The sequence below is a fragment of the Synechococcus sp. C9 genome (genome assembly GCF_022984075.1).
GTDB lineage: Bacteria > Cyanobacteriota > Cyanobacteriia > Gloeomargaritales > Gloeomargaritaceae > Gloeomargarita.
Map to the genome: position 1 here is coordinate 740734 of NZ_JALAAD010000001.1, position 15875 is coordinate 756608.

Here is a 15875-nt window from a genome sequence, read left to right on the forward strand (position 1 = left end):
CCCCCTTACCCTTTGGAACCCTGCGCCTGTCGGTCAAAATTATACCGCCCCGTCTCCCCGTAATGACGTTGGGGCACATTCGACAAACGGTGCAAAATCACCTGGGCAATTTTCAACCCCGGATAAATCCCCAACCGCCGGAACCGGGTCGTATTCCGTAGCGCCATCGTCAGATGGGAACCCTGCCACCCTGGGTCCAACCATAATGCTAGGGCTAAATCAAACCCTTCCCGCGCCCGGGAGGACTTGAGCCGCACCTCGCCAGCGGTAAATAGGGGGATGTGAAACACCTCCAAAGAAGCCACCAAAAGCCAGGTTTGGGGTGCCAAAATGTAGGGCTGGTTAATATCATAATTACTTAAATCCAGTGGTATTTGTTCCCCGTCCTCCTGCTCAATTAAACCGGACGTACCGATGCGAATATCTAAAGAAGCTGGATTAATCAAACTGGGGTCAAAAGGAGCAACCAAGGGTGGGTTTGCTTGACAGAGTTGATTCAGTTCGTGGTCGGTAAGAATCATAGATTTTGCTCTGATGAATTAAGTGAATACAGGGGGGAACTACCATCTTCAATCATCGCCCGATAGCTATAAAACCCCCGGAAATTGCGGGTAAATACCGGCGCAGTTTGTCCTGGGATCAAAGCATAGCAGGGAATTTTGGGGGGAGCGATAAAATACTCACTGACTGCCATTGCGCTATGTTCCAAAGGCCCCATGTGCCCATCCTGTAATAGTTGGTTATGCAGTCGCACATCCTCTTGCACATCCCGTTTGCCGTCATGGGTGGCGTAGGATAACCGGGCACATCTCGCCGTCGCCACTTGTAATTGTTCTGATAAAGATAAACCAGGCGGCATTTGATCCCCAAAGGGAATATGCCATTCCCCTGGTTTTAATTCTTCAGGAATAGATTGATCAATCTTACTTTTAATCGCAATTGCCCAGGTTCTAAATTCAGGGCGACAGGGTTTATCCGTTCGCAGGTGAAAGAAATTGTCCCACTCGGTCGCCGTGATGAGAATGGGAATCCGCATAAACGGTTTAAGCAAGTCGTTGACGTGTTGTTTATGCACCCCTTGCTCTGCCAATTTACGAGCCAATTTGATATTTTGCTCTAAGGCAGACATCCAAATGGTTTCATTGGTTTGCTGAAAAGCCGGGTCGTCAATTTCTATCCCCTGCATCCCCTTTTGATGTTGACTGAATTGGGGGATAAATGGGTCATCTAAAATGCGCTGAATCACTCGCTCCACCGGAATTGCCCGTGATGAACCACTGGAACGGCTGGTGACTTCCGTGAAGGGGTTGGTATCCCCTAGCACCTCCACCATCCCCCCCTGGCGCAACAGCCGATGGGTTGCTAATTCTTGTAACAGCGTGTAAGGGAAGCGGGTCAATAGCACCGTCACCATCCGGTCGCCCGTGGCTTGGTTGCGGGAATCGGCTTTAATTTTTATGTCGCCGGGGTCGGTCATGGCTTGGCAACCGTTCATTCACCTGGCAGTGCCATTCCTTGTGATTGTAACAAGGTTATTCCTGGGGGGAAAGGGCTTGACCTCTCCCACAATGCAATTATTTTTTATTTGTTCTTGATTAGGTAGTGCTATCTAAGTAATTGTTGATTATTACAATATAGCAGTCCTAAATGAGAATGGAACAGGGGTCGCAGGGGCACCGCCCCCGTACTTGGTTCTAGGGAATTTGTGTTGATTAATCGAATGGGATGGCTCTATTGAGAAAGCCAGGGGTCGCAGGGCACCGCCCCGTCTTGGTTCTCGATAACCTTGTGATTGCCACATCCCATGACACGAATAAAAGTGTACTGGGCTGGTTGCCACCCCAAAAAGTGTCCTATGGTGTGGATCAGCCAGTTGAGGTTTGCCCGTGCCAAGTGGGGCGGAGGTGGGGTTAATTTTTGCCCTGGGATTTTTGGGAAGTTTCGGTCACTGCGCCGGGATGTGTGGGCCACTGGTGTTGGGCGTGGCTTGGGGGCAAAAACATCTGACCTGGGGGCAACGGTGGCGGCAACAGGTGGGATTGCATCTGGGACGGGTGTTGACCTACGCCGGGGTGGGGGCACTCTTGGGGCAGGCGGGTTCCCTATTGGTCGCCGGGGGGCAACTGGCGGGGGTGGGCAGTGGGGTGCGCCAGGGGGTGACGGTGGCGGTGGGGTTGCTGTTGATCTGGAGCGGTTGGCGTTCCCAGGTGCCGAACTGGTTGCGCTGGGGCTGGCATCCCCGGGGAAATCCCCCTCAAAATCCGGTGCTTTTGGGTGTGTTGTGGGGGCTGATTCCCTGCGGTTTTTTGTATGTGGCGCAATTGCAGGCGGTGGCGACCCTCAATCCCTGGGCGGGGGCGGTCTTGCTGGGGGCATTTGGGTTGGGAACCGTGCCGGTGTTGTTGGGGCTGGGGCTGTGGTTGAGCCGGGTGGGGACGGAGCGGGGGCAACAACTGAGCCGTTGGGCGGGGCGCTTGACCGTTCTGATGGGGGTATTGATGCTCCTGCGGACAGACAGCATGGTGGACATCACTGGCTATGGCAGTTTGCTCCTGCTGGGGCTGGCATTGCTGGCACGACCTCTGCAACGGCTGTGGGGGGGATTGCGTCCCCTGCGGCGGCACTTGGGGGTGGGGGCGTTTGTCCTGGCGGGGCTTCATACCCTGCACATGGTGGAACACAGTTTTCAGTGGGATTTGCTGGGAATTTTCTTTTTGCCACCGCTGCCATTTTGGGGCATCATACTCGGTACTCTCGGACTGGGACTGATGGTGCCCTTGGCTGTGACCAGTACGGATGGCTGGGTACGCCGGTTGGGCAAGCGTTGGCACCAATTACATCGTTGGGCGATAGGGATATGGTTCCTGGTGGGGGCGCATATTGGCTTACTCATGGGGGCACGGTGGGGAATCCTCGGCAATGTCACGTTTATTTTGGGGATAATTTTGGTAATCCTTCTGCGACAATCCTGGTGGTGGCGGTGGTGGGGGCGAGAGGCGTGGTATGAACCGGCTGATGTTGGGTATTAGCGTTGCACTGGGGTTGGGCGTTCCGGTTTTTGCCCACACGGTACAGCGGGCTGGGAATGTGGCAGTACTGTGGCACGTGGCACCCAACCACAACCCCCGGGCGGGACAACCTGCGCAGGTTTGGGTCGCACTCACTCGCCGGGGTGGGCAACCGATTTTTAACCGGGAAGTCGCCTGCACCTTGCAAATACGCCAGGAACCCCAGGGCACCCTGCTGGTGACCACCCGTTTACAGGGGATCAATGTGGAACGCTATCGGGACACCCCTGCGGCTACGGTGACCTTTCCCCAACCGGGTCGTTACCAATTGGGCTTGGCGTGTCAACCCAAAACCGCCGATTTGAAACCCTTTTCCTTCACCTATGGGGTAACGGTGGGGCGGTAATGATAAGGCACCTCATATTTATTTGCACCCATTGAAATTGAAGGTTATTGGGCAAGAATGCCTATACCAATGGTTATGCCACGCAGGCTATCAAGAACCATACACCGCAGGTGCCTTTTTGACAGCGCCCCATCCTTAGAAGTGCCCATCATTTAACTGCCCAAATCTTGCGCTGAACGGTGAATCCGGTCTTTGATTTGCGCTAATAATTGGGCAAATTTGGGGTCACTATCCCGTCTTTGGGCAATCTTTTCACAGGCATACAGCACCGTGGTATGGTCTTTGCCCCCAAAAAATTGACCGATCTGGGGCAGGCTCAAACTGGTGTACTGCCGCACTAAGTACATGGCTACTTGCCGGGGAAAACTCACCTGGCGACGGCGGGTGCTGAACATCAAATCTTGAGCAGACACCTCAAAGGCAGCAGCCACCATATCCACTACCAATTCTGGGGTGGTTTTGGTCATCTGCACTGGCGAATTGAGTAAATCCGCCACATTTTCCACCGTGATCGCCGCCCCGGAAATAGCGGTGTACGCCAGGGTGCGAATCAAAGCGCCTTCCAATTCCCGAATGTTGGACGTGTAACGGGTGGCAATGTAGGTGATCACCTCCACCGGCAAATACACATTTTCCTGCTCCGCTTTTTTTTGCAAAATCGCCATGCGGGTCTCCAAATCCGGGGCTTGAATATCGGCAATGAGCCCCATCGAAAACCGGGAACAGAGGCGTTCTTGCAAGCGGGGAATGCAGGCCGGGGGGCGGTCGGAGGCAATCACCACCTGTTTACCCGCCTCGTGCAGGGCATTAAACGTATGGAAAAATTCCTCCTGGGTATATTCTTTCCCTTCAATGAATTGAATATCATCCACCAAGAGCAAATCCGCCGCCCGATATTTCTCCCGAAACTGTTGCATATTATCCCGGCGAATCGCCTCAATTAAATCATTAGTAAATTGCTCCGTGGAAACGTAAAACACCCGTGCCTCCCGATTAATCTCCAGCCGGTAATGCCCAATCGCCTGCATCAGATGGGTTTTGCCCAAGCCCACCCCACCGCACAAAAACAGGGGGTTAAACTCCCGCCCCGGGGATTCCGCTACCGCTAGCGCCGCCGCATGAGCCATCCGGTTGGTTGCCCCCACCACAAACCGGCCAAAGGTGTACTTGCTATTGAGGGTCAAACTGGTCGGTTCCACGTCCTTCGACACGTCCCGATAGGGCACCAGCGGGGCAGGGGTGGCGGTCGTCGCCGGGATCATGTCGTTTTCCAGGCTGTCAATCTCCACCTCCAGCGGTTCCCCCCACACTTCCGCCACCACCCCACTAATCGTGTTCAGGTAGGACTTGACCAGCCAGTTGCGGGCGAAGAGATTGGGAGCCAGCAGGCGCAAACGCTTCTCTGTCAGGGCATCCGGGCGGATGGTCTTGATCCAGGTTTCAAACGTAGGGCGGCTCAGACGGAGTTGGAGTTGCTCCAAGACCGTCTGCCACCGTGTTTCCAGGGATTCGGTCACGGCAGGTATCGGCGTTGAGTGAGGTTTGATAGGGATCAGGCTACCCCATTTTTCCCCGGCTGAATAGCCCCCCTTCCCCTTGACTTGGTTAAGCTTTGTGTGGTATTTTTGAGGGTCTTGTGAACTCTCGTAACGGTACCCCCTATGACCAAGCGCACCTTGGAAGGCACCAACCGCAAACGCCTGCGCCGTTCTGGTTTTCGGGCACGGATGGCGACTCCCGGCGGACGGCGAGTCCTGCAAGCCCGGCGGGCTAAGGGACGCAAGCGGTTAGCCCTGGTCTAGGGTGGGGTTGCCCCGGTGCTACCGTCTGCGGGGACATCGGGTTTTTGCCGCACTTTACCAGCATCACCGGCAGGTACGGGGGCAGTTTTTTCGCCTGCGCTATCGTCCGCATCCAGAGGGTACGGGGTTAGAGGTAGCGGTGGTGGTCAGTAGCAAGGTGAGCAAAAAAGCAGTACAACGCAACCGACTCAAACGGCAAATCCGGGCGGCGCTCCGGCAGTTGCTCCCGGCTTGTACCCCCGCTTGGCAAATGGTGGTCACGGCGCAACCCCAGGCATTGACGGGACAGTATGCGGATTTTCTGCGAGAATTAGAACAGCTTTTGCAACAGGCGGGCATCATTCATGGGCATTCGGGAAGAGGTGATTTTTGAGGGCGGCCCCCATCGGGGGGATTTAATTTTGAATTTGCTTTTGGGCGTGACCCTGATCTGGTTGCCCTTGACGATTGGGGCCATCACCCGTGCCCTCTGGGTGCGCTACCGGATTACCAACCGGCGGGTGACCGTCACCGGGGGCTGGCTGGGGCGGACCCGCTCGGATGTGATCTACAGTGAAATGACCCAGGTGGTCACGATTCCCAGGGGTTTTGGCCTGTGGGGGGACATGGTGATCACGCTCAAGGATGGGAATCGCCTGGAATTGCGCTCTTTGCCCCGGTTTCGGGAATTAGCGAGTTACATTACCGACCGGCTCGACCCCCAGGCCCGCAAAGCCAGTGGCCCCATTGGACAGGCAACATGACCAGCCCCCGTTATCAACCGGCGGAATTAGAACCCCGTTGGCAAAACGTCTGGCGGGAACGAAATCTGTATAAAACCAGTACAAATAGTGAACAACCCAAGTACTATGCCCTGTCTATGTTTCCGTATCCATCGGGAAATTTACACATGGGTCATGTGCGGAATTATACGATTACGGATGTGATCGCCCGGGTGCGGCGGATGCAGGGGTATCGGGTACTGCACCCGATGGGTTGGGATGCCTTTGGGTTGCCAGCGGAAAATGCGGCCATTGACCGGGGGATTCACCCTGCCCGCTGGACGGAGCGCAACATCGCCAATATGCGGCGGCAATTGCAGTCCTTGGGGCTGAGTTACGATTGGGAGCGGGAGTTTGCCAGTTGTCACCCGGAGTACTACCGCTGGACCCAATGGTTGTTTTTGCAGATGTGGCAGATGGGTTTGGCGTACCAAAAATCCGCCCAGGTGAATTGGGACCCGGTGGATCAGACGGTGTTGGCGAATGAACAGGTGGACAGCGAGGGGCGTTCCTGGCGGTCGGGGGCGAAGGTGCAGCAAAAATTGCTCAAACAATGGTTTTTACGGATTACCCATTATGCGGAAGAACTCCTCCGGGATTTGGACACCTTGACCGGCTGGCCCGAACGGGTGAAAACCATGCAAGCCAACTGGATTGGGCGTTCCACCGGGGCGTACCTGGAATTTCCGGTGGTGGGGCGTGGGGAAAAAATTGGGGTGTTTACCACCCGACCGGATACGGTTTTTGGGGTTTCCTACCTAGTGCTGGCACCGGAACATCCCTTGGTGGGGACGTTAACCGCTCCTGCCCAGCAGGCACAGGTGCAGGAATTTTGCCAGCAGTTGGCGCACCTATCCGCTGAAGAACGTACTGCCAATGACCAGCCCAAGCGGGGGGTGCCCTTGGGAACCCAGGCGGTCAACCCATTCACCCAACAGCCGGTGCCGATTTGGATCGCCGATTATGTCCTCTATGAATATGGCACGGGGGCGGTGATGGGGGTACCCGCCCACGATGAGCGGGATTTTGCCTTTGCCCAGCAGTACCATTTACCCATAACCCAGGTGATTTTACCCCCCGGCGTTGTCGAGATAACGCCCTTACAACAGGCATACACGGAGCCGGGAATCCTGGTTCATTCTGGGGAATTTGATGGTTTGGATTCCCTAACTGCCAAGGAAAAAATCACCCAAGCGGCGCAGGAACGGGGTTGGGGGGAAGAGCGGGTGCAGTACCGGTTGCGGGATTGGTTAATTTCCCGTCAGCGGTATTGGGGGGTACCGATTCCCATGATTCACTGTGACCACTGCGGGGTTGTGCCCGTGCCGGAGGCGGATTTACCCGTCCTACTGCCGGAAAACGTGACCTTGACGGGCAGGGGTTTATCCCCCCTAGCGCAATTGACCGAGTGGGTGCAGGTGCCCTGTCCCCAATGTGGTCGTCCGGCTCGCCGGGAAACGGATACGATGGACACGTTTATTGACTCATCCTGGTATTTTTTGCGGTTTGCCGATGCTCAGAATTCCCAAGCCATTTTTGCATCCGAAAAAGTGAATGATTGGCTCCCGGTGGATCAATATGTGGGGGGCATTGAACACGCTATTTTACATTTACTTTACTCCCGTTTTATCACTAAGGTATTGCGGGATCGGGGATTGATCAATTTTGGGGAACCATTTCAACGATTACTCACCCAGGGAATGGTGCAGGGATTGACCTACAAAACCGTGCAAACGGGCAAATACCTAACTTCAGAACAAGTGATTTATAAAAACGGCGAATGTCGTGATAAAGAAACCAACGAACCCGTAGCGATATTCTATGAAAAAATGTCTAAGTCCAAATACAATGGCGTTGATCCCGAACAGGTTTTGGCTAAATACGGTGCCGACACCGCCCGGATGTTTATTCTCTTCAAAGCCCCCCCGGAGAAGGATTTAGAATGGGATGATGCGGATGTGGAAGGGCAATTTCGGTTTTTACAGCGGGTGTGGCGGTTGGTACAAAACTACCGAGAACATCCCCCCAAAAGGGTTGCAGAATCCCCCCCCAATGAACGCAATTTACGGCGGGTCATTCATCAAACGATTCAGGCGGTTACGGCGGATACGACGGGAGAATACCAGTTCAATACTGCCATCGCCAGTCTGATGAAACTCACCAATGAATTGACCGATTACCAGGGGGATAATTCGGGAATTTTTGATGAAGGCATCCGGGTATTACTGACGCTTTTAGCTCCTTTTGCGCCCCATATCACCGAAGAATTGTGGCATCAATTGGGGCATGAGGATTCGATTCATCGTCAGGCATGGCCGCAGGTGGATCAGCAGGCTTTAGTGGTGGATGAAATTACCCTAGTGATTCAGATCATGGGTAAAACCCGGGGAACCATTATTGCACCCAGCCAAGCGGATCAAGCCACCTTAGAGCAATTAGCAAAAAATTCTGATGTCGGTCAACGGTACTTACAGGGACAAACCATCAAAAAAGTGATTTACGTCCCCGGCAAGCTCCTTAATTTTGTGTTGGCATCCTAAGGGGGAACCTGTACTTATTGATTTTTGGGTAGTGCTATCTTTGCCCGTGAGGTAAAGTTTTTTGGGAATTGCCCCCTAATTTGCCTAGGGAGTTAGACCGCCCACCCTTGGCAACCTATCGTGTCATTTGTAATTATTTTATAATAATAAAAAATTACTTGGATAGCACTACCAATAAATAGAGGTGCCCTAAAGATAATTATCTGCATACAGTCTTTTAAGTAGTGATTGGACACAGCTAAACCCCACTTGCCGTAGGTCAATTATGCTGATAACTTCCGTGTAAAGCCATGCCTTTAGAATAACCAAGCATTCCTGTATTTCGTTACCGACCGGAATCCCCATGACGTAGCATGAAGGAGTAACATTCATTTTTATCCCCCATCATGTTCGGGCAGTTCCAACAAAGCGCACTTCGGATTGAACTGCGAGCGACCAGGAACCAAATTCGTCAGGCATTGGTGGAACCGGTTGCGCTCCGGCAATGGTGGTTTCCCGGTTGGCCGACCGAGGAGCAGGGCGTTTTATTCCCCGGTAAGACGGTGGAACTCTGGTTAGGGGTACTGCCCATTCATGCCCAAGTGCGGGAGTTGGGTCTGGATTATCTGCGCTGGCAGTTCAGCCGGGGTGTAGATGGGCTACAAACCTGGTATTGGGGTGAGGGTTGGGTGCAGGTGCAGATGGAGGCAGTTTCCGTTTTACCCTTGGGGGTGGCGCAAATGGTGCAGTTGTGGCAATTACGCAGTTATCTGCAAAAGTTGCATTCCCCCCGATGACTCTGGCTTCCTGGCTGACCTTGAGCCGGCTGCTGGTCATTCCCGGCATTTTTGTGGCTATTGCACAGTCCGAACGCTACTGGGCGGCGGGATGGTTTTTGCTGGGTGCCTTGACCGATTGGCTGGATGGCTACGTTGCCCGTCGGTTCAACCAGGTAACTGACCTGGGCAAATGGCTGGACCCCCTGGTGGATAAATTGCTGGTTTTGGCTCCCCTGCTGGCTCTGGTGGAGGTGGGGGAGGTGCCGGGCTGGTTGGTCTTTCTACTGTTGGCACGGGAATTGGGGATTACAGCGTGGCGGGCGCAGTTACCCCAGATGGCAGGGGCGAATGTTTGGGGTAAACTCAAAACCGTGACTCAGGTGGGTGCCGTTGTCGGTTTAATCCTCTGGCCGGGTTGGCAAATGCAGGTTTTCTTGGTCGGAGCAGTGGTTATCAGCTGGATGTCGGGAATCATTTACCTACGGTCTGGGCAAAAATAATGTGGAGCAGTTTGTGATGGTCGTGGCACCCAATTTGAGCCAACATCATTCAACCAAAAATTATGGCGCAACCCTGCCTATTCCCTGTGCCAAAAAGTTTGGGAAAAAATCATGAATGAAGGGCGACTAATCGTACTCACTGGACCAAGTGGTGTGGGCAAAGGCACCCTACTCAAACATTTGTGCCAACGTCATCCCGACTTACAAGTTTCGGTTTCTCTGACCACCCGTGCCCCCCGCCCTGGGGAAATTCCTGGTCAGTCCTATATCTTTGTCAACCGGGAGGAATTTCAAGCCGCCATCCAAGCCAATGAACTCTTAGAATGGGCGGAATACGCAGGCAATTACTACGGCACACCCCGGCGGCCGGTGGAGCAGGCATTACAAGCAGGCAAGTTGGTAATTTTAGAAATTGAAGTGGTGGGTGCCCGTCAAATTCGCCAAAATTTTCCCCAAGCCCATTTAATATTCATTGCTCCGCCAACTTGGGAAACCTTGGAACAGCGATTGCGACAACGGGGACAGGACTCGGAAAGTGCTATGCAAAAACGGTTAGCGAGAGCCAAGGAGGAATTGCAAGCCGCCCCCGAATTTGATGTGCAAGTGGTCAATGATGACCTTGAACAAGCCATTCACGCATTAGAAGTACACCTCGGGTTAAGGGATAGGCAAAACATCAACAATTCTGAATTTTAGGTTATATAGCAATCCTAATTGATTAATGAATAAAAATTCCCCAGAACCAAGGACGGGGGCGGTGCCCCTGCGACCTATTTTTAGAGATGCCCTTATGACAAAAGTTGTAATAACTCTGCCCTCTTCAGTTTTGAATAGCCTTTGATACCCTGGGATTTGGCTAATTCCTTGAGTTGTGCCACTGATAGCGAATCTAAGTCAGTAATCCCTGGATCAATGATAGAGGTTTTTTCGCCTAATTCCATCAAAATTTGATTTTTTTCTGATGATGAAATAATCAAACACCAAGTGAAGTCAAGTTTTGCGGCTTTAGCTGCTTGCCAAATTAAATCATGGGCAATGACTTGGTATTCATTCTCTTTTACTTCAATAATGATAACAGGGTGCAAGTTTTTTCCTGTCTTTTGCATGATCTCAGATAAGGCTTTAACCTGGGCTGGTTTACCCTTGGAAGTTCCCTTAATCAGGTGGGTTGGTATCTTTTTGAGATGAGGTTCCATAGTTCAAAGAGGGGGGTAAATGATAGGGCGAGGAGTAAATAAAATTTCATCAACCAAGTCTATGTAGTATTTAGCTCCTGAACATTTTGGATCAGAAACAACAGGAAAGTTCTTAATACTAGCAATTGCAATCGAATCATGGTTGAAAATTTCATTTTTGCAAGGACAAAGATTATAGGCAGTTGTGATATGATTAATGTGGTTTTTTATCCGTGTATGACCGCTACCAGTCACTGCTTTAGTAAATAGGATACCTAAGTTCAAGGGCAATCCAAAACGTTTAGATTGTAATTGGGCAATCGCACGATTTACTCCTTTAGCGTGTACCAAGGATTGTTCCCCATAATCAACGGGAGTCAGAGTGGCATCACAAATGGTTAGTAGCCATTCAATAATGATATTTACTTGGGGTGGAAGATCAACCAGGATATAATCATAATATTCACGCAGAATGCCAAATACTCGGAACATGAATTCACGAGGATTGCTAAAATTGGTGTGACCTTGATTGATAAAATTCTTGAGTTTATTCGGTTCATGAGATAAAAGGGAAATGGAATAGGTTTGAGTGCTACCACTAATCCGAAAAATTTTCTTCTGAATACTATCTCTAAGAGTTTGTGATATTTCGTGAAGCGGCTTCTGTAAAGAGATTTCGTTAAAAATGTCTTCTAACCAGTTTATATCTTGATGATTCAGCCCTAAACCTCTGGTTAAGTCCCCCTGAGCGTCTAGGTCAATCAGTAGTACATTTTTGCCCCTTTTTGCTAATTCTGCACCGATGTTGATGTTATTGGTTGTTTTGGCTACACCACCTTTTTGGTTCCAAATTAAGAAAAACAACCCTTTTTTGGGAGATTCTAATTTCGATTTGAGATCGGTTATAAAAGTATTAATACTTTTGTGGGTTGCTTTGAACCTTTGAATTTCACCTAAAGGAAAAATGAGACCATCATGTCTCTGCCAAAACTGATAAAAATCTGGATTGATAACTAATCCGTAGGTTGCTAATTTTTCGGGCTGTACTTTATCTATGCTTAGGTATTGAATAATCCCATTATTACTAGCACTACCTTTATAGAGAGGTGCGCCTACGGCTTCTTTATATAATTGATTTTGATAGCATTGACTGATAAAATTTGTATCAGACAGTTTATGAAGTGAAGAATCCCGTTTTTTAACTTCCACAACTAAAATTGGTTGGTCATTATTATATATCAGAAAATCAGGTTTGATGGGGGTTGTGCTATAACCTATATTAGGATTCTTATTGTACTTAAAATGTGGAAGTTTGAGAAATTTAGGATTGAAAACTTGAACTAAAAATTTCGTCTCAAAATCTGCCTCTGATTCATTGTCAGAGAGTGATTGCCATATGCTGAGGAGGGCGGGTACTGACATTGTTGTTCCGTTAGAAGGTTAGGGTCAAACGACCGGGGGTTACACTGCCATCCTAACTCCTAACCCCAAGATTGTCGAGGAATCGGGTTTTCCCATTTGCCAAAGCCATGAGCGGTGGTTTATGGTAAATTCTGTAACCTTTTACCCCCTGCGGTTTTGCCCCAATGGCACCCCCAACCCTTGCCCTGCAAACTGAAAACCTGACGAAAACCTACCGTACTGGCTTTTGGTTACGGCAAAAAGTTACTTCCTTAAATCAGGTTTCTTTGACGGTTTATGGGGGGGAAACCTTTGGCTTACTTGGTCCAAATGGTGCAGGGAAAACAACGTTTATGAAATTGGTTTTGGGGATTATTCGACCAACGGCGGGGGGGGGATTGGTGTTAGGACGACCCCTGGGGGATCGGTTGATTAAAGCTCGAATTGGTTATTTACCAGAAAATCCCTATCTATATGAATCGCTTACGGGTTGGGAATGTTTAGAATTGATGTCCACCCTACATCAAGTGCCCCGTTCGGTGCAAAAACAACGATTGCCCCAACTCCTAGATTTAGTGGGATTGGCACAACAAGCCGCCCGTAAAAAAACCTTGCGCCGCTACTCGAAAGGGATGTTACAGCGGATCGGTTTGGCGCAATCTTTGGTCAATGACCCGGATCTAGTCCTATTGGATGAACCGATGTCAGGGCTAGACCCCCTGGGACGTTATCAAGTACGGGAGATTATTTTGCAGTTGAAATCCCAAGGGAAAACCATATTTTTTAACAGTCATATTCTCTCGGATGTGGAACATTTGTGCGACCGGGTGGCGGTACTGGCACGGGGGGAATTGCTGGCGGTGGGCACCTTAGATGAGTTGTTGGGAAGCGGGCAAACCTATCAGGTGCAGGGACGGGGCGGTACGGCGGATACCCTTGCCCAATGGATTGATCATTTGGAGTATCAAGGCGGATTTTGGCAGGGGCAATTACGCATTAGTTTGCCAGAATTTGTGCAGAATTTAACCAACAGTGGAGCAGAATTACTCCATCTCAATTTAGAGCGGCAATCCCTAGAGGAATTTTTTGTGCAACAACTGCGACAACGGGGTTATACCCAAAGTATTTAATTAATAAGGGCACCCCTATTTATCGGTACCCATTCAAGGTTATCTGGCTCGAAGTTTAAGGCGCTCCTGTCCTTGAGGTGATAAGTTTCTCTAATCAGAGAATCCAGCCAAAGTTCTCGCCCGGAAGTTGTCAAAACTTAAAAAACCATAGGCTTGCCTCTTTATTAATTTAATTCGATTATTAATTCCTTCCATAACACCACTCGTAGTTTTATTAATAAAATAATTGCAAATTTCTAAGAGATGAGTACGGATTGTTTGGACAAATTTTCCATAAATAGACTGGGCTTTTAGGAGCCATTGTTTGAACTTTTCTTTACCCTCTTGAACCGTTGTACTTAACTCATAGATATTCCTGAACTCTTCTTTCAATGGTGTCAATAATTTGGGGTAAATCGGAATAGTTCATTCCTGGAGACCAATTTTTGGGATCAAAGAAGTAGGCATCATGCAAAATGGTAGCAACCTGTTGCGTTGAATTCATTATTTCCAACAAATATCTGTTTAGATTATACCTTGAGCAACAGCGATGATTATTAGGTTACAATTCAGCCCAGAACCCATTCAACGAAACTAAGGTATGGATGTCATTCCAGCGATTGATTTGCTCGATGGGCAGTGTGTCCGCCTGGTTCAAGGGGATTATGCCCGGTCGGAGATTTTCAGCAGTGACCCGGTGCAAATGGCGCAGGCGTGGGTCAATCATGGGGCAACCCGTTTGCATTTGGTGGATTTGAATGGGGCGAAAACTGGCACGCCCTATCATCTGGAGGTGATTCGCCGGATTATCCAAACGGTGGGGATTCCGGTGCAGGTGGGGGGCGGCATTCGGGAGTTACAGACGGTGGCGCAGTTGGTGGACCTGGGGGCGGACCGGGTGATTGTGGGGACGGTGGCGGTGAAACAACCAGAACTGTGTCAGCAGTGGTGCGCCGCATTTCCCGATAAAATCTGGGTGAGTGTGGACGCCCGGGGGGGGCAAGTGGCGGTGGCGGGCTGGCAGGAACCGACGGGAGTGCGGATGGATGACCTGGTGCAGGACTGGGTGGACTGGGGGGTGGCGGGGTTGATTTACACGGATATTGAGCGGGATGGCACCCTGACCGGGCCGGATATGGACGGGCTGAGGGGCTTGTTGGCGCAGGTGTCGGTGCCGGTGTTGGCGTCTGGGGGGGTCGGCTCGATGACCGATGTACTGTCTTTGTTAGCCTTGGAACCCCTGGGGCTGGCGGGGGTGATCATTGGCAAGGCGCTGTACACCGGGGATATTGACCTACGACACGCATTGCAGGCGGTGGGGCCGGGACGGTGGCAGGATGTCCCCCCGGCGGATGGACTGGGTACGATCTATGCCTGAGGGAACTGCCCTGCTCCAGCAATTACTTAACCGGGAACCCCTCACGGATGACCAGGCGACCGCCTTGATGGGGGCGTGGTTGCGGGAGGAATGGCCGCCCGCATTGGCTGGGGGAATTTTGGTGGCCCTGCAGGCCAAGGGGGTGACGGCGGGGGAATTGGCGGCAATGGCTCAGGTGGTGCAGGCGCAGGCGGTGGGTGCGGATTTAACAGAGATACCTCCCTGTTTGGATACCTGTGGCACGGGGGGGGATGGGGCGGGCACGTTCAATATTTCAACGGCGGTGGCGTTGGTGGCGGCGGCGGCGGGGGTGCCGGTGGCCAAACATGGGAATCGTTCTGCCTCCAGTCGGGTGGGGTCGGCGGATGTGCTGGAAGCCCTGGGGTTGCGCCTCCAGCCGGGGGTGGAACGGGCGGTGGCCATGCTCCGGGAGGTGGGGATTACGTTTCTGTTTGCGCCGGGGTGGCATCCGGCCCTGAAGGCGGTGGCGGGTCTGCGGCAAACATTGAAAATTCGCACCGTGTTTAACCTGATTGGCCCGCTGGTGAATCCCTTGCACCCCCAGTACCAGGTGTTGGGGGTCTATCGGGCGGAACTTCTGCCGGTGATGGCCGAGGCACTAGGGCGGTTGGGACGCAGGCGGGCGGTGGTGCTGCATGGGCGGGAGGGGCTGGATGAGGCTGGTTTGGGGGATAGCACGGATATGATTTGGGTCGGAAACGGAAGGCAGACCCTTGACCCGCAGACTTGGGGCTTGACCCCTGCGCCGGTGACCGCCCTGGTGGGGGGGGATGTGGGAGAAAACGCCGCCATTTTACAAAATGTCCTGCAAGGCCGGGGTACCCCTGCCCAACGGGATGTGGTGGCCCTCAACAGTGGCATTGCCCTCTGGACGGCAGAGCGGGTGGACAGTATCGGCGCCGGGATCGCCCTCGCCCAGGACATTCTCGCCAGTGGGGCCGCCTGGGATAAATTGCAAAAATTGGTACAGGTGAGCCAAGCCTGAGCGGGACAGGGAAATTAACAAAACTTTACTT

Annotated in this window: 18 protein-coding genes; 12 read left to right on the forward strand and 6 right to left on the reverse strand. The window is 51.8% G+C overall.

Annotated elements, in window-relative coordinates; translation table 11 throughout:
• Window positions 1–5: 5 nt before the first annotated feature.
• A complete protein-coding gene (locus MLD66_RS03670) occupies window positions 6–521 on the reverse strand; it encodes a dCTP deaminase (protein ID WP_247215577.1) in 516 nt (171 codons plus the stop codon).
• Window positions 518–1495: a hypothetical protein gene (locus MLD66_RS03675; protein WP_247215578.1), complete on the reverse strand. Its 978-nt coding sequence runs from the start codon at window positions 1493–1495 to the stop codon at window positions 518–520. Before MLD66_RS03675 ends, MLD66_RS03670 begins: the two co-directional genes overlap by 4 nt.
• 391 nt (window positions 1496–1886) lie before the next feature.
• On the opposite strand from MLD66_RS03675, the gene MLD66_RS03680 reads away from it, so the two are divergent.
• Together MLD66_RS03680 and MLD66_RS03685 are read left to right on the forward strand one after the other, a co-directional pair.
• Entirely contained in the window at window positions 1887–3029 is a 1143-nt protein-coding gene (locus MLD66_RS03680; protein WP_247215579.1) for a sulfite exporter TauE/SafE family protein, read from the forward strand.
• On the forward strand, window positions 3004–3414 hold the full coding sequence (locus MLD66_RS03685; RefSeq protein ID WP_247215580.1) for a hypothetical protein: 411 nt from the start codon (window positions 3004–3006) through the stop codon (window positions 3412–3414). Before MLD66_RS03680 ends, MLD66_RS03685 begins: the two co-directional genes overlap by 26 nt.
• Before the next feature lie 152 nt (window positions 3415–3566).
• Here MLD66_RS03685 and dnaA read toward each other — a convergent pair whose 3' ends face one another.
• Window positions 3567–4931 (reverse strand): chromosomal replication initiator protein DnaA, encoded by a 1365-nt coding sequence (dnaA, locus tag MLD66_RS03690; RefSeq protein ID WP_247215581.1) that lies wholly within the window; start codon window positions 4929–4931, stop codon window positions 3567–3569.
• A gap of 144 nt (window positions 4932–5075) precedes the next feature.
• Between dnaA and rpmH the strand changes: the two genes are divergently transcribed.
• From rpmH to gmk, 7 genes are all read left to right on the forward strand, one after another.
• Window positions 5076–5216, forward strand: coding sequence for a 50S ribosomal protein L34 (gene rpmH / locus MLD66_RS03695; RefSeq protein ID WP_247215582.1), 141 nt, complete (start codon window positions 5076–5078; stop codon window positions 5214–5216).
• Window positions 5217–5223: 7 nt separating this feature from the next.
• Window positions 5224–5589 carry a ribonuclease P protein component gene (rnpA, locus tag MLD66_RS03700; RefSeq protein ID WP_247215583.1) on the forward strand — a complete coding sequence of 122 codons (366 nt, stop codon included), beginning with the start codon at window positions 5224–5226 and terminating at the stop codon, window positions 5587–5589.
• Window positions 5561–5959 (forward strand): PH domain-containing protein, encoded by a 399-nt coding sequence (locus MLD66_RS03705; protein ID WP_247215584.1) that lies wholly within the window; start codon window positions 5561–5563, stop codon window positions 5957–5959. The genes rnpA and MLD66_RS03705 overlap by 29 nt, the downstream gene beginning before the upstream one ends.
• Window positions 5956–8517, forward strand: a complete 2562-nt coding sequence (gene leuS / locus MLD66_RS03710; protein ID WP_247215585.1) for a leucine--tRNA ligase — start codon at window positions 5956–5958, stop codon at window positions 8515–8517. Before MLD66_RS03705 ends, leuS begins: the two co-directional genes overlap by 4 nt.
• A 386-nt stretch (window positions 8518–8903) precedes the next feature.
• The gene (locus MLD66_RS03715; RefSeq protein WP_247215586.1) at window positions 8904–9293 is read left to right on the forward strand and encodes a hypothetical protein; all 390 of its coding nucleotides are present in this window, start codon (window positions 8904–8906) and stop codon (window positions 9291–9293) included.
• On the forward strand, window positions 9290–9775 hold the full coding sequence (gene pgsA, locus MLD66_RS03720; protein ID WP_247215587.1) for a CDP-diacylglycerol--glycerol-3-phosphate 3-phosphatidyltransferase: 486 nt from the start codon (window positions 9290–9292) through the stop codon (window positions 9773–9775). Before MLD66_RS03715 ends, pgsA begins: the two co-directional genes overlap by 4 nt.
• Window positions 9776–9886: 111 nt before the next feature.
• Complete coding sequence (gene gmk, locus MLD66_RS03725) at window positions 9887–10471, forward strand: guanylate kinase (protein WP_247215588.1); 585 nt, start codon at window positions 9887–9889, stop codon at window positions 10469–10471.
• Between the two features lie 92 nt (window positions 10472–10563).
• On the opposite strand, the gene MLD66_RS03730 is transcribed toward gmk, so the two are convergent.
• Window positions 10564–10971, reverse strand: a complete 408-nt coding sequence (locus MLD66_RS03730) for a ParB/Srx family N-terminal domain-containing protein (protein ID WP_247215589.1) — start codon at window positions 10969–10971, stop codon at window positions 10564–10566.
• A gap of 3 nt (window positions 10972–10974) precedes the next feature.
• Window positions 10975–12372, reverse strand: coding sequence for a ParA family protein (locus MLD66_RS03735; protein WP_247215590.1), 1398 nt, complete (start codon window positions 12370–12372; stop codon window positions 10975–10977).
• A gap of 164 nt (window positions 12373–12536) precedes the next feature.
• Between MLD66_RS03735 and MLD66_RS03740 the strand changes: the two genes are divergently transcribed.
• Complete coding sequence (locus MLD66_RS03740) at window positions 12537–13481, forward strand: ABC transporter ATP-binding protein (protein ID WP_247215591.1); 945 nt, start codon at window positions 12537–12539, stop codon at window positions 13479–13481.
• A 90-nt stretch (window positions 13482–13571) separates the two neighbouring features.
• Here the strand turns inward: MLD66_RS03740 and MLD66_RS03745 are convergent, their stop codons facing one another.
• Window positions 13572–13862 carry a transposase gene (locus tag MLD66_RS03745; protein WP_339396898.1) on the reverse strand — a complete coding sequence of 97 codons (291 nt, stop codon included), beginning with the start codon at window positions 13860–13862 and terminating at the stop codon, window positions 13572–13574.
• A 199-nt stretch (window positions 13863–14061) separates the two neighbouring features.
• Here MLD66_RS03745 and hisA point away from each other — a divergent pair, with 199 nt between their 5' ends.
• Both hisA and trpD read left to right on the forward strand, forming a co-directional pair.
• Window positions 14062–14838 (forward strand): 1-(5-phosphoribosyl)-5-[(5-phosphoribosylamino)methylideneamino]imidazole-4-carboxamide isomerase, encoded by a 777-nt coding sequence (gene hisA, locus MLD66_RS03750; protein ID WP_247215593.1) that lies wholly within the window; start codon window positions 14062–14064, stop codon window positions 14836–14838.
• The gene (gene trpD, locus MLD66_RS03755; RefSeq protein ID WP_247215594.1) at window positions 14831–15844 is read left to right on the forward strand and encodes an anthranilate phosphoribosyltransferase; all 1014 of its coding nucleotides are present in this window, start codon (window positions 14831–14833) and stop codon (window positions 15842–15844) included. The genes hisA and trpD overlap by 8 nt, the downstream gene beginning before the upstream one ends.
• Window positions 15845–15875 lie beyond the last annotated feature (31 nt).

What these genes read in the sequence shown, in the direction of transcription:
- MLD66_RS03675 (WP_247215578.1), bottom strand. Translation starts at nt 1,495, where the DNA reads ATGAACGGTTGCCAAGCCATGACCGACCCCGGCGACATAAAAATTAAA.
- leuS (WP_247215585.1), top strand. Translation starts at nt 5,956, where the DNA reads ATGACCAGCCCCCGTTATCAACCGGCGGAATTAGAACCCCGTTGGCAA.
- MLD66_RS03670 (WP_247215577.1), bottom strand. Translation starts at nt 521, where the DNA reads ATGATTCTTACCGACCACGAACTGAATCAACTCTGTCAAGCAAACCCA.
- MLD66_RS03730 (WP_247215589.1), bottom strand. Translation starts at nt 10,971, where the DNA reads ATGGAACCTCATCTCAAAAAGATACCAACCCACCTGATTAAGGGAACT.
- MLD66_RS03740 (WP_247215591.1), top strand. Translation starts at nt 12,537, where the DNA reads ATGGCACCCCCAACCCTTGCCCTGCAAACTGAAAACCTGACGAAAACC.
- pgsA (WP_247215587.1), top strand. Translation starts at nt 9,290, where the DNA reads ATGACTCTGGCTTCCTGGCTGACCTTGAGCCGGCTGCTGGTCATTCCC.
- gmk (WP_247215588.1), top strand. Translation starts at nt 9,887, where the DNA reads ATGAATGAAGGGCGACTAATCGTACTCACTGGACCAAGTGGTGTGGGC.
- trpD (WP_247215594.1), top strand. Translation starts at nt 14,831, where the DNA reads ATGCCTGAGGGAACTGCCCTGCTCCAGCAATTACTTAACCGGGAACCC.
- rpmH (WP_247215582.1), top strand. Translation starts at nt 5,076, where the DNA reads ATGACCAAGCGCACCTTGGAAGGCACCAACCGCAAACGCCTGCGCCGT.
- MLD66_RS03705 (WP_247215584.1), top strand. Translation starts at nt 5,561, where the DNA reads ATGGGCATTCGGGAAGAGGTGATTTTTGAGGGCGGCCCCCATCGGGGG.
- MLD66_RS03715 (WP_247215586.1), top strand. Translation starts at nt 8,904, where the DNA reads ATGTTCGGGCAGTTCCAACAAAGCGCACTTCGGATTGAACTGCGAGCG.
- hisA (WP_247215593.1), top strand. Translation starts at nt 14,062, where the DNA reads ATGGATGTCATTCCAGCGATTGATTTGCTCGATGGGCAGTGTGTCCGC.
- MLD66_RS03735 (WP_247215590.1), bottom strand. Translation starts at nt 12,372, where the DNA reads ATGTCAGTACCCGCCCTCCTCAGCATATGGCAATCACTCTCTGACAAT.
- MLD66_RS03685 (WP_247215580.1), top strand. Translation starts at nt 3,004, where the DNA reads ATGAACCGGCTGATGTTGGGTATTAGCGTTGCACTGGGGTTGGGCGTT.